This window comes from Streptomyces sp. NPDC045846 (genome assembly GCF_056431605.1).
The window spans coordinates 398,953-412,536 of record NZ_JBWKKJ010000003.1 but is presented as its reverse complement, the minus strand read 5'-3'; the positions used below and the strand labels follow the sequence as shown (position 1 = coordinate 412,536).

Genomic DNA, 13,584 nt, shown 5'->3' with positions numbered 1-13,584 from the left:
ATTACCTGACTATGGTCAGAGAATGGACGCACGCCACATCGAGCAGGTCCGGCACTTCAACCGCACCGTCACCGAACGCGTGGGGGTGCTCCACGACCGTTATCTGGGCCGCGACCGCCCCATCGGCGAAGCTCGGCTGCTCTGGGAAATCGGTGAGGAGGGGCAGGACGTACGGGCACTGCGCGAGCGACTCGGGCTGGACTCCGGGTATGTGAGCCGCCTGCTGCGGTCGTTGGAGAGAGACGGGCTGGTCACGGTGGAGCCGCAACCGAGGGACCGGCGGGTGCGCACCGTGCGGCTCACCGAGGCGGGACGCGGCGAACGCGCCGTGCTCGACCGGCGCAGCGACGAGCTGGCGGGCTCTCTCCTGGATCCGCTCAACACCGCTCAGCGGGTCCGGCTCGTGGAGGCCATGGCCGAGGTCGACCGGCTGCTGACCGCCGCGACGGTCGTCGTGGACACCGTCGACCCGGACAGCCCCGACGCCCAGCACTGTCTGCTGTCGTACGCCAGCGAGTTGCGGGAGCGCTTCGACACGGGCTTCGACCCCGCACGGAGTCTGCTGCCCGACGCGGGTGAACTCCGGCCTCCGTACGGCCTGTTCCTCGTGGCGCGGATGCATGGCGAGCCCGTCGGCTGTGCCGGTCTGAAGCTGCCGGGCGGGGCGCCGGCCGAGATCAAGCGGATGTGGGTCGCGCCCGCCGCACGGGGCCTCGGGCTCGGCCGGCGCTTCCTGGCGGAGCTGGAGGCGCGGGCCGCGGAGCACGGCCGGGACGTTCTGCGCCTGGACACCAACAAGGCCCTCAGCGCCGCGATCGGCCTGTACCACGCCTGCGGCTTCCAGGAGGTCCCGGCCTTCAACGACGAGCCCTACGCCCACCACTGGTTCGAGAAGCGCGTCGCGGAGCCGCCACCGCGGTGAGGGCCGCGGGGCCGCGCCCCCTGGCTCGGCGCAGGGGGCGCGGGTCGCGCGTCAGGCGCGCTGGGCGGCGACGAGTTCAGCGGCTTCCTCTTCGGTGGCCACCGAGGGCGGCGAGCCCTCCAGGGGCTGGCGGGCCGTCTCCTTCATGGCGAGCGCGGCCACCAGGCCGACGAGACCGGCCAGCATCGTGTAGAACGCGGGCATCAGGTCGTTGCCGGTGGCACCGATCAGGCCCTGGACCACCAGCGGCGTCGTACCGCCGAACAGGGACACCGAGATGTTGAACCCGATGGACAGCGAGCCGTAGCGGATCGCCGTCGGGAAGAGGGCGGGCAGCGCGGAGGACATGGTGCCGAGGTAGCAGACCAGGGCGAGGCCGAGCGCGAGGAGTCCGGCGAAGACGGCGGCCGTGCCACCCGTCTTGATCAGCAGGAAGCTGGGCACCGCCAGCACGATGAAGCCGAGCGAGCCGCCGATGAGCATGGGCCTGCGGCCGACCCGGTCGGAGAGCCTGCCCACGGAGTTGATCAGCGCCATCAGCACGATCATCACGACGACGATGGACATCAGGCCGCCGGTCTCGTTGAAGCCGAGCGTCGAGAGGTACGTCGGCATGTAGGAGAGCAGCATGTAGTCGGTGATGTTGAACGCGGCGACCAGGGCCAGGCACAGGAGCATCGCCCGTCCGTTGCCGAACAGGATCTGCCTGAGCGGCACCCGCTCGCGCTCGGCGTCGGGCGAACCCGCCTCCTCCAGCTTCTTGAAGGCCGGCGACTCGTCCAGCTTCAGCCGGAGATACAGGCCCACGAGGCCGAGCGGACCCGCCACCAGGAACGGCACCCGCCAGCCCCACTGCTGCATCGCGTCGTCGCTGAGCAGCAGGGTGAGGGCGGTCACGAGCGAGGCGGCCAGCGTGTAGCCGATCAGCGTGCCGAACTCCAGGAAGGACCCCCAGAAGCCGCGGCGCCGGTCGGGCGCGTACTCCGCGATGAACGTGGCGGCGCCGCCGTACTCGCCGCCGGTCGAGAAGCCCTGGACCATGCGGCACAGGATCAGCAGGACGGGGGCCCACACGCCGATGGTCGCGTAGCTCGGGATCAGGCCGATGGACAGCGTCGCCGCAGCCATCATGATCATGGTGAGGGCGAGGATCTTCTTCCGGCCGACCCGGTCGCCGAGCGGCCCGAAGAACATGCCGCCGAGCGGCCGCACCAGGAAGGCTGCGGCGAACGTCGCCAGCGAGGCGATGACCTGCATGGTGTCGCCCGCGCCGGAGAAGAAGACCTTTCCGATGATCACGGCGAGGTAGGAGTAGACGCCGAAGTCGAACCACTCCATGGCGTTGCCCAGCGCGGTGGCCTTCACGGCGCGCTTGACGGCGGCCTCGTCGGTGACGGTGATGTCCGAGCGGCGCAGCAGGGGGTTACGCCTGCGGTGGACCGCCCGGAACAGCGAGCGGTGCCTGGCTACTGCCTCGGGCGGATGATCCTCGGTACTCAGCACGCAACGTCTCTCTCAGTCGGCGATAGAAGGGTGCGCCCTACATGGAACTCCCTCGGGGCGGCGCGATCGTGCGGTGAAGGTCCCTTGTCGCCGGACCAAAGCCCCGGCCCGGGGCGGGGGCTTTGGTCCCGAACCACAGCAAAGGGGGACACGCGCGCTCGGGAGTGCCGGGCACAGGGGGCGGGGCGACCCGCACCGGCCGTCGCGGGCCGGTCGCAGCGGCCGGAATTCCGAACGAGGGAGCCGGGGCGGTTCTGGCTATTCCCCGGAACCACAGGCGACCGCGTCCCTGAGGACGCGGCCCGAGTCGAATGCGTCGGAATTCTGGGCGCCTATGGCGATGCCCGCCGCCGGATTCCCCGAGTTTCCGGGCGGTTAAAAGCGAGCGTGCGCGGCACTTGCGCGCCGCGCTCACTCCGCTCACTCGATGGCTCAGTGCTTGAAGACGTCCTTGGCCTTCTCCTTGGCCTGACGGGCATCGCCCTTGGCCTGGTCGACGCGGCCCTCCGCGGTGAGGCGCTCATTGCCCGCCATACGGCCGACGGCTTCCTTGGCCTTGCCCTTGACCTGCTCGGTCTTCGCCTTGGCCTTCTTCTCGCTCGACATGGAATTACCTCCACATGCGGTCGATTGCTTCACCCGACATCGATACACCTGGCCGTTCCGGCGGATTTCAAACGGGTGGACCGCGTCAAGAAAATATGGCCGCGACGCGTCAGCCTGTTGAGCCCGCCCGCGCGCGATGCGGCTGCGTGGTGAAGTCGTCCAGGGGAGGGAACGGCTCTGTCGCCGGTTGCGAAAGCGTCACGTCGCCCGGGGCCCCGAAGACGGCCATCGTGCTGAACATGGACTGTTCGCCGAAGGGGTGCGCACGCGTTCCAGGAGCGGTCGACGATCGCAGGCGTGGCGGCGCGGCTCGCGCCAGCCCGTCAGACCGCCTGGAGCTGGGCCAGCGTCTGACGCAGCTCCTTCTGCAAGGTGCGGCCCGCGCTGTCGGCGTCGCCTCCGGTGATGGCCTCGACGAGTGCGGCGTGCCCCGCGTCGCCGTGGTTCGGCTCGTCGGTGCGCAGGCCGAGCAGGTCCACCAGGTCGATCAGTCCTTGGCGCAGGGCGGGCACGAACTCGGTGAACAGGGCGGTGAGGACGGGATTGTGCGCGGCGGCGACCACGGCGGTGTGCAGGGCGATGTCGGCATCGACGAACTCTGCGGTGCCGCCGTGCGCGGCAGCCCGGCGGCCGGCCAGCGCAGATTCGAGGGCGGCGAGATCCTCGGCGGTGCGGCGCCGCGCGGCCAGCCGCGCCGCCTCGACCTCGATGACCATGCGGACTTCGTAGACATCGGCCACGGCCGCCCGGCGGAGCTGGGTGGTCCAGTCCTCCCTGGGCCTGGTGGCGATGACGAAGACCCCGGCACCCTGGCGGGCCTGGACGAGCCCTGCCCCGGCGAGTGCGCGCAGCGCCTCGCGGACGGTGGAGCGGCCCACGCCGAGGGCCTGCGCGAGGGCGTTCTCGCCGGGGAGTTTCGTCCCCACCGGCCACTCCCCGCCGACGATCTGCTCGCGCAGCCGGTCAGTGGCCTGCTCGACCAGGGGAGTTGGCCGCAGAGTGCCCAACGGCATCCGGGATCACCTTCTTTCAGATCTCAGGTTGTCTGAGGAGTTCAACTGTGGTTACTGTACCGCCATGTTGACGCGTGAGCTTCTCCTTCTCGGCTGCCGCTGCGGGGTCTGAAACGACCGGCACCCCGCAGCGGGTGCCTGGCCGCGCCGGTCCTCCCAGGGTCGAATGAAGGAAGCACCGCCGCATGAACTCCTCCCGCACCGAAGCGTTTCCCACGCTGCGCACCCCGTCCGCCGCGGTACCCCAGGGCGCCCCGGCCTGGAATCCGCAGCGCCCCAGCGCGATGCCCCACCACCGCTACCGGCCCGCACCCGAGCGGGTGGCCCTGCCGCTGAGGGACCGCGCCTGGCCGTCCCGGCAGCTCCAGCAGGCTCCGCTGTGGGTCCCGGTCGACCTGCGCGACGGCAATCAGGCGCTCGCCGAACCGATGGACACCCCGCGCAAGCGGCGCATGTTCGACCTCCTGGTGGCCATGGGGTTCAAGGAGATCGAGGTGGGCTACCCCTCCGCGAGCCAGACCGACTTCGACTTCGTACGCCATCTGGCCACGAGCGGTGCCGTGCCCGAGGACGTCACCATCTCCGTCTTCACCCCGGCCCGCGCCGACCTCATCGACCGGACCGTCGCCTCCATCGAGGGGCTCCCGCGCACCCTGGTCCACCTCTACACCGCCACCGCCCCGGTGTGGCGGGACGTGGTCCTGGGACGTTCCCGCGCCGACGTCCACCGGCTGATCCTGGACGCCGGAACGCATCTGATGCGGCGCATCGGACAACTGCCGCGCGCCGACGTCCGGTTCGAGTTCTCTCCCGAGGTCTTCAACCTGACGGAGCCGGACTTCGTCCTGGAGATCTGCGACAGCATGACCGAGCTGTGGGAGGCGAGCCCGGACCGCCCGGTGGTGCACAACCTCCCGGCCACCGTCGAGATCGCCACGCCCAATGTGTACGCGGACCAGATCGAGTACATGCACCGCCATCTGGCGCGGCGCGACGCGGTGATCCTCTCCGTGCACCCGCACAACGACCGGGGCACCGGGGTCGCCTGCGCCGAACTCGCCGTCCTGGCGGGGGCGCAGCGTGTGGAGGGCTGCCTGTTCGGCAACGGCGAGCGGACCGGGAACGTCGACCTGATCACGCTGGCCCTGAACCTGTACGCCCAGGGCGTGAACCCGATGATCGACTTCTCGGACATCGACGCGGTGCGCGAGGTGGTGGAGCACTGCAACCGGCTGCCGGTCCACCCCCGCCACCCCTACGGCGGTGACCTCGTCCACACCGCCTTCTCCGGAACGCACCAGGACGCCATCTCCAAGGGGATGGCCCATCACACCAAGCAGGCGGCGGAGCTGGGCGTCCCCGCGGAGGAGGCCCCTTGGGAGGTTCCCTACCTGCCCATCGACCCGGGGGACATCGGACGCACCTACGAAAAGGTCATCCGCGTCAACTCCCAGTCGGGCAAGGGCGGCATCGCCCACCTGCTCCGCACCCACCACGGCCTGGACCTGCCCAAGGCCATGCGGCCGGACTTCTCCCGCACGGTGCAGCAGGCCACGGACGCGAGCGGCCGGGAACTCTCCCATCAGGATCTGTGGGAGCTCTTCCGGGCCACGTACATCACCCCCGGCGTGGCCGGACCGACCACCCTGACGTCCTGGGACACGGCCGAAGTCCGCCCCGGCGAGCACCGGTTCACCTGCACGCTCCGCACGGACGGGCAGGAGCGCGGGCTCCGCGGAACGGGCAACGGGCCCCTGGCGGCCTGCGTCGACGCGCTCGCCGCGGCCGGGCTCACGGTCGACATCCTCACCTACGCCGAGCACTCCACCGGGCTGGGCCCGGGCAGCCCCGCCGTCGCCTACGCCGAGTGCCGCGTCGGCGACGTCACGACCTGGGGCGCGGGCTGGGACACCTCCATCCTCGCCGCGTCGGTCCACGCGGTCATGGCCGCCGTCAGCCGCGCCGGGCGCGGCTGATCATGATGGCTCCTGTGATCCAGGTGCGGGACGCCGACGTCGTCCGCGACGGCCGCCCGCTTCTGTGCGACGTGTCGCTGACCGTACGTGGCGGAGAGCACTGGGCGCTGCTCGGTGCCAACGGGGCGGGCAAGAGCACCCTGCTCAGCCTGCTGGGGGCCCTCGTGCACCCCACCCGGGGGACCGTCGAGGTGCTGGGGCACGCGCTGGGCCGGGTCGACATGCGCCACCTGCGCACGTACATCGGCCATGTGAACCCGCGGCACGGGGTGCGCGGCCCCCTGCGGGTCCGTGACGTGGTGCTGACCGGGCTGACCGGCACCAGCGAGGTGGTCCCGCGGTGGAGCCCAACGGCGGAGCAGACCGCACGGGCCGATCGCCTCATCGCCGTGCTGGGCCTCGGTGAGCGGTGTGAGGCACGGTGGCCGACGCTTTCCCAGGGCGAACGAGGCCGGGCGCTGATCGCGCGGGCCCTCATGCCCGGGCCCAGGCTGCTCCTGCTCGACGAGCCGGCGACCGGTCTCGACGTCGGGGGCCGGGAGCAGCTCATCGAACATGTCGACGCACTCCAACGCGACGATCCGGAGCTGTCCTCGGTCCTGGTCACCCACCACTTGGAGGAGCTGCCGCCGGGCACCAGCCATGCGATGTTGCTGCGCGAGGGCCGTGCACTTGCCTGCGGGCCGGTGGCGGAGGTCCTGACCAGCGAGGGGGTCAGTACGTGCTTCGACCACCCGATCCGCCTCTCCCGAGCCGGCGGGCGCTGGACGGTGCGGACCGGCCGGTGCGTCCGGGAGCCGGTCGGATGAGCGCCGCCGAGGGGAGCGGACCCTCGCGCGAGCCCCCCTCGGCGGCGCACGGCAACCTCAACTACGTTGGGCGACAATCGAGTTGGTGCCCTACCCGTCGTAGTCGTACACAGTCACGGATATGCCCCGGTCGACGAGCCGAGCCGTGATCAATGGTTCCACCCTGGACCAGGCGCCGCCCGCGAGACCGCAGCCGATCCTCGGCATGTGGACCGAGGCGCCCAGCTCGTCGGCCTTGTCGGCGAGTGCGCCAAGGGCCGTGTCGATCGCCTCGTACCGCACGGGCACGCCCTTGCTGCCCGTGCGGATGCCCCGCTGTCCCACCATGTTCGCCACCCACAGGCAGCGGTCGACCTGAACGAACTGCACCGCACCCAGGCCGAAGTCATTGCCCGCACGGTCACGGTGCCAGCGCCGGTAGGCCGCCTCCGGTTCCGGCCAGCGCCGGGACACGGAGACGACGAAGCCCTTGCCCCAGCCCCCGAGGTCGTTGCAGACGTGCGCGACCAGCTTGACGCCCTTGCCGTGCGGCGCGGTGGCGTCCCCCCGTACATACGTGATCCCCGTCATGCCGCCAGCGTACGAGGCCCCTCTGACAACAGGGCTGTGGCCAGTGGACGTCGCGCGTGGGTCAGCCGCGGCCGAAGAGTCGCTTCAGGCGGCCCGTGCGGGCCGGTGGGGGTGAGGCGGGCGTGCTCGGCTGCTTGTCCCGCGCCAGTTCGGCGAGGCGCTCACTCGTCTGCCGGCGCGATCGCTCGTCCTCGGGCCTCGGTTCCGCCTGTTCCTCGCGGTCCAGTTCGGCCATGGTGCGGGCCAGGCTCAGCGCGGCGCCGTCCGCCCAAGGGCAGCACAGCATCAACGCGCAGATGGACTGAAGGGTCGTCACCTCACGCTGCTGGGAGCTCGTGGCCGCGTCCAGGAGGCGGGCCCACAGCTGGGTTCCGATGTCGGACCGGGTCTCGGGGTTCGTCCAGGCCACGGTGACCAGCGCGAAGGCCGCCGCCTCGTTGACCCAGTCCTCGGAGCCGAGGAGCAGATCGAGCAGCACCTGGCGGCGCTCGGACTCGGCCCAGGGCTGGTCGGTGCGGTGGTGCGCGATGCCGAGGCAGGCGAAGACCTGCACGCCACGGACCCAGAGCTCGGGCTGGCGGGCCAGCAGCGCGCGCCCCAGCTCGTCCTCGCGCGGCGCGGGCGGGTGGGCGAGGGCGCCGAGGAGGTCGCGGAGCGGGAGCCCCGCGAGCCGGACCGCATGGTCGTAGGCGGCGGGCAGGGTGGGCCACGAGATCTCGGCGGTGGCCCGGATCAGCTCGGCCGCCTCCGCCGACGGCGCCGGTACGGCGGGGCGGGCGTCGAGAGCGTGGTACTCCCATATCCGGGTGCCGACCTCGCGCAGCGTCCTGCGCGGGTCCGGCTCCGGCAGCGACTGGTATTCGATCGTGGCGCGCGGGAAGGCGAGGCGCATCGCGAGGAGCGAGCTGGGCGGCTCCAACTGGGACGCGGTGCAGACGATTTCGCTGTCGCGGTTGCTGGAGGCCGAGTTCAGGAACTGGTGCAGCACGTTGACGGTCGCCTCGGTGGCCGGGTGGACCATGCCCAACCAGGGTTTGCGCCAGGTGAGTTGGGCCAGCAGCTCGGGAGCGTAGTCGTGGTCGGGGTGGGCGCGGTGGTGGTCGGCCAGGGCGAGCAGATGCACGGCGTCGCCGTCGATCCGGTAGCGGAGCCCGTGCAGTGCGGGCGCCGCCTTGGGGTGGTCCGGCTCGGCGGCCAGGACCCGCTCCAGCCACGGCAGCCCGTCGGCCGGACGCCCGGTGGCCCCGTACAGCTCGGCCACGTCCACCGCCAGGTAGTCGTCGAACGCGTGGGCCAGCTGGGCTTCCCAGACCGTGAGGGCCTCGTCGGGCCGGCCATCCGAGCGCAGCGCGTTGCCGAGCATCACGGCGGGCATGAAGCCGGGGGCGGTCCGCTGGGCGTGTTCGGCGAGCCGGACGGCCTCCGCGGTGTCACCGAAGCGCCGGACCAGGCCGGAGGCCATCGCGGACAGCAGGGCGTGATCCGGGTGCCGGGCGGCCACGGCCCTGACCAATTGCTCGAACGTCCGCAGCGGGGGCCGCTGCTCCTGGGGCAGGGGGTCCGGGAGGTGTCCCGCGACCCGGGTCACCGACTGCGCCAGCGCGTCGGGGCTGAGCAGCGCCGCCAGGTCGGGGTCGGCGAGCCAGGCGGCGTCCGCCCAGGGCATGCCGCGGTCGTAGGCGATGGCCGAGGCGATGAGTCCGACGGCGGCGTCGCGGTCCCCGGCGGCCGCCTCGACGTGCGCCCGGCACACCAGGGTGCCCAGATACACCTCCCCTTCGATGGGGAAGAGGTCCCGGGCGGCGGCCGCGCCGCCCGCCTTCGCGCACAGCTCGGCCAGGGCCTCGTGCAGCTCGGGCAGCTGCGGTTCGTGCAGCATGGCGTCGGCCAGGTGCCGAGCCGCGTGGGGAAGGTCGTCGTCGTGGAGCGCGAGACGAGCCACCGCCACCTCTCCCCCCGCCGCCAGCCGTTCGTCCCCGCACTCCGGATGCCGCATGCCCCGCTCCCCCCTGAAAACCAGCCGTGTCGAGCGCTGAGGTTATCTGCTGGGCGCAGCCGGGTCGAACCGCCCGGATCCTGCGGCGAGACCGCTGTCCTCGCAGGTCAGGAGAACGGTGTCGGAAGGTCTGCGCCCGGGGGAGGCGGCGGCAAAAGGGTTTGACCTGGGTGGCGCGCGGCGGTGGGATGGCGGGCCATGAGCGCGGAGCGGATGCACGAGGGCCAACACCCCCTGGACGGCGACCTCGTACGGCGGCTGATCGGCGCGCAGTTCCCGCGGTGGGCGGGGCTCGCGGTGGAACGGCTTCCGTCGGACGGCACGGTCAACGCCATGTACCGGCTCGGCGACGACAAGGTCGTACGGCTGCCGCTGGTGAGCGGTGGGGCCTCGGACGTGTTGCTGGAGCGGGAGTGGCTGCCCCGCCTGGCGCCCCTGTTGCCCGTGGCCGTCCCCGAGGTGCTCGGCGTCGGGAAGCCTGGCCAGGGATATCCCTGGCCCTGGTCGGTGTACCGGTGGCTGCGCGGGCACAATCCCGAGGCCGGGGCACTGGAGGAACCCCTGCTGCTGGCCAAGGACCTCGCCGCCTTCGTGACCGCGATGCGCGGCATCACCCTGTCGGGGGCGCCAACGGCCCATAGGGGAGGGCCACTTGGCTCGCTCGACGCGGAGACCCGTGGCGCGATCGAGCGGCTGCGGCGGATCCCGGAGGAGGGCGTCGACTGTGACGCGGTGGCGGCCCTGTGGGACGAGGCGGTGCGTGCCCCGCGGTGGGACGGCCCGCCGGTCTGGCTGCACGCCGACCTCATGCCGGGCAACCTCCTGGTGGACGGCGGCAGGCTCACCGCGGTCATCGACTTCGGGTGCCTGGGGACGGGCGACCCGGCCTGCGATCTCTTCCCCGCGTGGAACCTGCTTCCGGCCGGTGCGCGGCAGGTCTTCCGGGGCGAACTCGGCGTGGACGACGCGACCTGGCGTCGTGGGCGGGCCCGCACGCTCTCCCAGGCGCTGATCGCGCTGCCTTACTACCGCACGACCAACCCGGCGATGGCCCACAACGCCCGGCACGTGATCCGCGAGGTGCTGGGGGAGTGGATGTGACAGTCAACCAAGCTGTACGGCAAGCGAGTTGTAGGTGTGTGCGCCTGTGGCCCTGGACGGCTCGGTCCAGGGCCACAGGCGTGGCCGCGTCAGGCGAGCGGCTTTTCGAGCACGGCCTTGCGGTGGCTGAACGTCTCGATCGAGTAGCGGCCGTGGTAGCTGCCCATGCCGGACTCGCCAACCCCGCCGAACGGCAGGTCGGAGACGGTCAGATGGGCCAGCGGCAGCCCGAACCCGAGGCCGCCGGACGACGTCTCGGCCGCCAGGCGCTCGCGGGTGGTGTCCGCGTCGGTGAAGGCGTACAGGGCCAGCGGCTTGTCGCGGTCGTTGATGAAGTCGATCGCCTCGTCCAGGTCCGCCACGGTGACGATCGGCAGGATCGGCCCGAAGATCTCCTCCCGCATGACCGGGGCCTTGGGATCGACATCGGCCAGAACGGTCGGCGCGATGTACTTGGCGGCCCGGTCGGTGGCGCCGCCGACGACGGCCCGCCCCGAGTCGAGCAGGGAGCTGAGCCGGTCGAAGTGCCGCTCGTTGACGATGCGCCCGAACTCGCGGGAGCTCCGCGGATCGGCGCCGAAGAGCGCCTCGACGGCGCGGGCGAACTCCGGCTCCAGGGCGCGGGCCGTCTCCGGGTCGGTGAGCACGTAGTCGGGTGCGACACAGGTCTGCCCGGCGTTGAGGAACTTGCCCCGGGCCAGCCGGTCGGCGACGACGGACAGGTCGGCGCCGCGGTCGACGAACGCCGGTGACTTTCCGCCCAGTTCGAGGGTGACCGGGGTGAGGTGCTCGGCGGCGGCGCGCATCACGATGCGGCCCACCGTGCCGTTGCCGGTGTAGAAGATGTGGTCGAAGCGCTCGGCGAGCAGCGCGGTGGTCTCGGGTACAGCACCCTCGACCACGGCGACCGCGGAGGTGTCGAGGTACTGGGGCAGCAGGCGGGCCAGGGCCGCGGAGGCGGCGGGGGCCAGCTCGCTGGGCTTGACGACGACCGCGTTGCCTGAGGCGAGCGCGCCGAGCATCGGGGTGAGCAGAAGCTGAACCGGATAGTTCCAGGGCGCGATGACCAGGACGACACCCAGCGGGTCGTACTGCGTCCACGCCGTCGCGTCCGCGCCCAGGTGCCCGGGGACCGGGGCGGGCTCCGGGCGCAGCCACTCGTCGAGGTGTTCCAGAGTGTGGTCGATCTCGCGGACCGTGAAGTCGATCTCCGTGCGGAACGCCTCGGTGGGACTCTTGCCCAGGTCGGCGTGGAGGGCGTCCGCGAGGTCGGCCCCGTGCGCGGTGAGCATCTCGCGCAGCCGGCGCAGCTGGTCGACGCGCCACGCGACGGGCTTGGTGCGGCCGGAGCGGAAAGTGGCGCGCAGCCGGGCGACGATCTCGGCGGGCTGCTCGGGGGTGTGGTCGTTCACGATGCCTCGCTGATCCGGGGCCGACCTGATCGCCGTGAGGCGTTCACAGGCCGAGCCGAATAGTTCGATGCATATGCCAACCATTGAGTTCGTCAACAAATTCCGCTGCCGCCGGAACTACTTTCCGTGAGGGGATGACCGCGGGTGGCGCAGGGGCGGCGCCCCTACATGCGGGGCTGGCCGTAGTACCTCGCGAACCGCTCCAGATAGGAGGGCTCGCCCGCGTGCTTGGCCGCGTCGTACTCGGGGGCGTCCTTGACCTGGTCCTTGGTGCGGTCGACATGGACCGTCCGCTCGGCGGCGTCGATGCGCTCGATGGTTCCGACGGGCAGGAGCACGTGCCTGCCGAAGATCCAGACCCCGGTGTCGACCACGAGATACGCGGCGCCGACGGCCTCCGAGTGTTTGTCGATCCTCCCGATGTGGCCGTCGGTGGCTTCCACCCGGTAGCCGACCAGGTCGACTCCCGCACGGTATCCGGCAGTTGACCGATAGTCCCAGATCTCGTGGCTCACCGTCTCACCTCTCCGGTTCCCGCGGACGCGCCGTCGGTCGGTTGCCGTGACGGTACGTCGGCGGCGCCAAGGCCGCCACCGGGCTCTTCGCGCACCGCGCGCCAGGAACCGGGCTCCGGGTGAGCGCGGGCTAGGGCCTGGCCGGGAGATAGGGGCCGGGCCCCTTCAGGGTGCGGTGGATGGGCACGGTCGCGGTGTGACGCAGGCCGGGCAGCGTGGCCACGGACTCCGTCAGGTAGCGGTAGAAGAGCTGGGCGGTCGGGACGTCGATGCTGGCGTAGAGGTTGGCCGTGCCGGTCACGGCGGCGGCGAAGGACACCTGCGGATGTGCGGCGATCGCCTCACCCGCCTCGGCCAGACGGGACGGATCGATCTCCAGCCACAGGGCGGCCCGGAAGTTCCGCCGCAGCACGTCCGGGTGGTACTCGACGTCGAAGTAGAGGACCCCGGCCGTTCTGAGCTCGGTGATGCGACGGCGCACGGTCGAGGGGGACAGGCCGGTCGCCGCCGCCAGCTCCCCGGGCGCCGCCCGGCCGTCCCGGGCCAGCAGGTCGAGCAGGTGCCGGTCGCCGTCGTCCAGGGCCACGGGAGGCGTGTCCGCCGTGGCCCGCACGGGGGCGGCGGACGGCGTGAGTGCGGCGACCTGCGCCGCCGTCAGCGGCCCGCTCTTGTTGATCGTGCTGAGGTCCTGGCCGAAGAAGATGTGCAGCAGGCAGTGCGCCGAGACGTCCACCACCTGGGGGGTGCGCGGCAGCTTGCGCAGCAGCAGCGACTCCTCGATCCCCGGGCCCCGCGTCCGTACCGAGCAGGAGATCTCGGTGCCCCCGGAGCTGAGGTTGACCCAGCTGGTGTCCGTGCGGCGCGCCATCGCCTCCCCGATGGAGGCCGCCGCGTCCGGTGTGCACCGTACGCGCACCACCCACGGGGAGTCGCCAAGTCGCTGCGGATCGGTCAGGCCCAGCACCCGGAGCCTGCCTGTCGAGCGCAGGCGCGACCAGCGGCGGGCGGCCGTCTGGTCGGACACCCCGAGGACGTCGGCGATCTCCCGGAACGAAGCCCGCCCGTTGATCTGGAGGGCGTGCGCGAGCGCCAGGTCCTCCTGCGACAGGTGGTGATCCGCCGGGGTGAGGGTGTCGAGATACGTCGTCATGGCTCCCATGA

The 13,584-nt window shown here is 71.7% G+C and carries 12 protein-coding genes; 4 read left to right on the top strand and 8 right to left on the bottom strand.

The window, feature by feature from the left end; genetic code table 11:
* Nucleotides 1–22 precede the first annotated feature (22 nt).
* Nucleotides 23–922 carry a bifunctional helix-turn-helix transcriptional regulator/GNAT family N-acetyltransferase gene (locus AC07F3_RS10910; RefSeq protein ID WP_479112599.1) on the top strand — a complete coding sequence of 300 codons (900 nt, stop codon included), beginning with the start codon at nucleotides 23–25 and terminating at the stop codon, nucleotides 920–922.
* Nucleotides 923–973: 51 nt separating this feature from the next.
* Here the strand turns inward: AC07F3_RS10910 and proP are convergent, their stop codons facing one another.
* The 3 genes from proP to AC07F3_RS10895 form a co-directional block, all read right to left on the bottom strand.
* Nucleotides 974–2,425 carry a glycine betaine/L-proline transporter ProP gene (gene proP, locus AC07F3_RS10905; protein ID WP_479112597.1) on the bottom strand — a complete coding sequence of 484 codons (1,452 nt, stop codon included), beginning with the start codon at nucleotides 2,423–2,425 and terminating at the stop codon, nucleotides 974–976.
* A 432-nt stretch (nucleotides 2,426–2,857) separates the two neighbouring features.
* Nucleotides 2,858–3,031 carry a CsbD family protein gene (locus tag AC07F3_RS10900; protein ID WP_479112595.1) on the bottom strand — a complete coding sequence of 58 codons (174 nt, stop codon included), beginning with the start codon at nucleotides 3,029–3,031 and terminating at the stop codon, nucleotides 2,858–2,860.
* Between the two features lie 323 nt (nucleotides 3,032–3,354).
* On the bottom strand, nucleotides 3,355–4,044 hold the full coding sequence (locus AC07F3_RS10895; protein WP_479112593.1) for a FadR/GntR family transcriptional regulator: 690 nt from the start codon (nucleotides 4,042–4,044) through the stop codon (nucleotides 3,355–3,357).
* 185 nt (nucleotides 4,045–4,229) lie between these two features.
* Here AC07F3_RS10895 and leuA point away from each other — a divergent pair, with 185 nt between their 5' ends.
* Both leuA and AC07F3_RS10885 read left to right on the top strand, forming a co-directional pair.
* Nucleotides 4,230–6,020, top strand: coding sequence for a 2-isopropylmalate synthase (leuA, locus tag AC07F3_RS10890; RefSeq protein ID WP_479112591.1), 1,791 nt, complete (start codon nucleotides 4,230–4,232; stop codon nucleotides 6,018–6,020).
* Between the two features lie 5 nt (nucleotides 6,021–6,025).
* On the top strand, nucleotides 6,026–6,829 hold the full coding sequence (locus AC07F3_RS10885; protein ID WP_479113085.1) for an ABC transporter ATP-binding protein: 804 nt from the start codon (nucleotides 6,026–6,028) through the stop codon (nucleotides 6,827–6,829).
* A 90-nt stretch (nucleotides 6,830–6,919) separates the two neighbouring features.
* Here the strand turns inward: AC07F3_RS10885 and AC07F3_RS10880 are convergent, their stop codons facing one another.
* A complete protein-coding gene (locus AC07F3_RS10880; protein WP_479112589.1) occupies nucleotides 6,920–7,399 on the bottom strand; it encodes a macro domain-containing protein in 480 nt (159 codons plus the stop codon).
* Between the two features lie 61 nt (nucleotides 7,400–7,460).
* The gene (locus AC07F3_RS10875) at nucleotides 7,461–9,395 is read right to left on the bottom strand and encodes a hypothetical protein (RefSeq protein WP_479112587.1); all 1,935 of its coding nucleotides are present in this window, start codon (nucleotides 9,393–9,395) and stop codon (nucleotides 7,461–7,463) included.
* 213 nt (nucleotides 9,396–9,608) lie between these two features.
* On the opposite strand from AC07F3_RS10875, the gene AC07F3_RS10870 reads away from it, so the two are divergent.
* Nucleotides 9,609–10,496, top strand: coding sequence for an aminoglycoside phosphotransferase family protein (locus AC07F3_RS10870; protein WP_479113083.1), 888 nt, complete (start codon nucleotides 9,609–9,611; stop codon nucleotides 10,494–10,496).
* Nucleotides 10,497–10,585: 89 nt separating this feature from the next.
* Here AC07F3_RS10870 and AC07F3_RS10865 read toward each other — a convergent pair whose 3' ends face one another.
* The 3 genes from AC07F3_RS10865 to AC07F3_RS10855 all read right to left on the bottom strand — a co-directional run bounded on the left by AC07F3_RS10865 (nucleotide 10,586) and on the right by AC07F3_RS10855 (nucleotide 13,573).
* Nucleotides 10,586–11,908, bottom strand: coding sequence for an aldehyde dehydrogenase family protein (locus tag AC07F3_RS10865; RefSeq protein ID WP_479112586.1), 1,323 nt, complete (start codon nucleotides 11,906–11,908; stop codon nucleotides 10,586–10,588).
* A 164-nt stretch (nucleotides 11,909–12,072) separates the two neighbouring features.
* Nucleotides 12,073–12,423 carry a PRC-barrel domain-containing protein gene (locus AC07F3_RS10860; RefSeq protein ID WP_479112584.1) on the bottom strand — a complete coding sequence of 117 codons (351 nt, stop codon included), beginning with the start codon at nucleotides 12,421–12,423 and terminating at the stop codon, nucleotides 12,073–12,075.
* 130 nt (nucleotides 12,424–12,553) lie between these two features.
* Entirely contained in the window at nucleotides 12,554–13,573 is a 1,020-nt protein-coding gene (locus AC07F3_RS10855) for an Lrp/AsnC family transcriptional regulator (protein ID WP_479112582.1), read from the bottom strand.
* Between the last annotated feature and the right edge of the window lie 11 nt (nucleotides 13,574–13,584).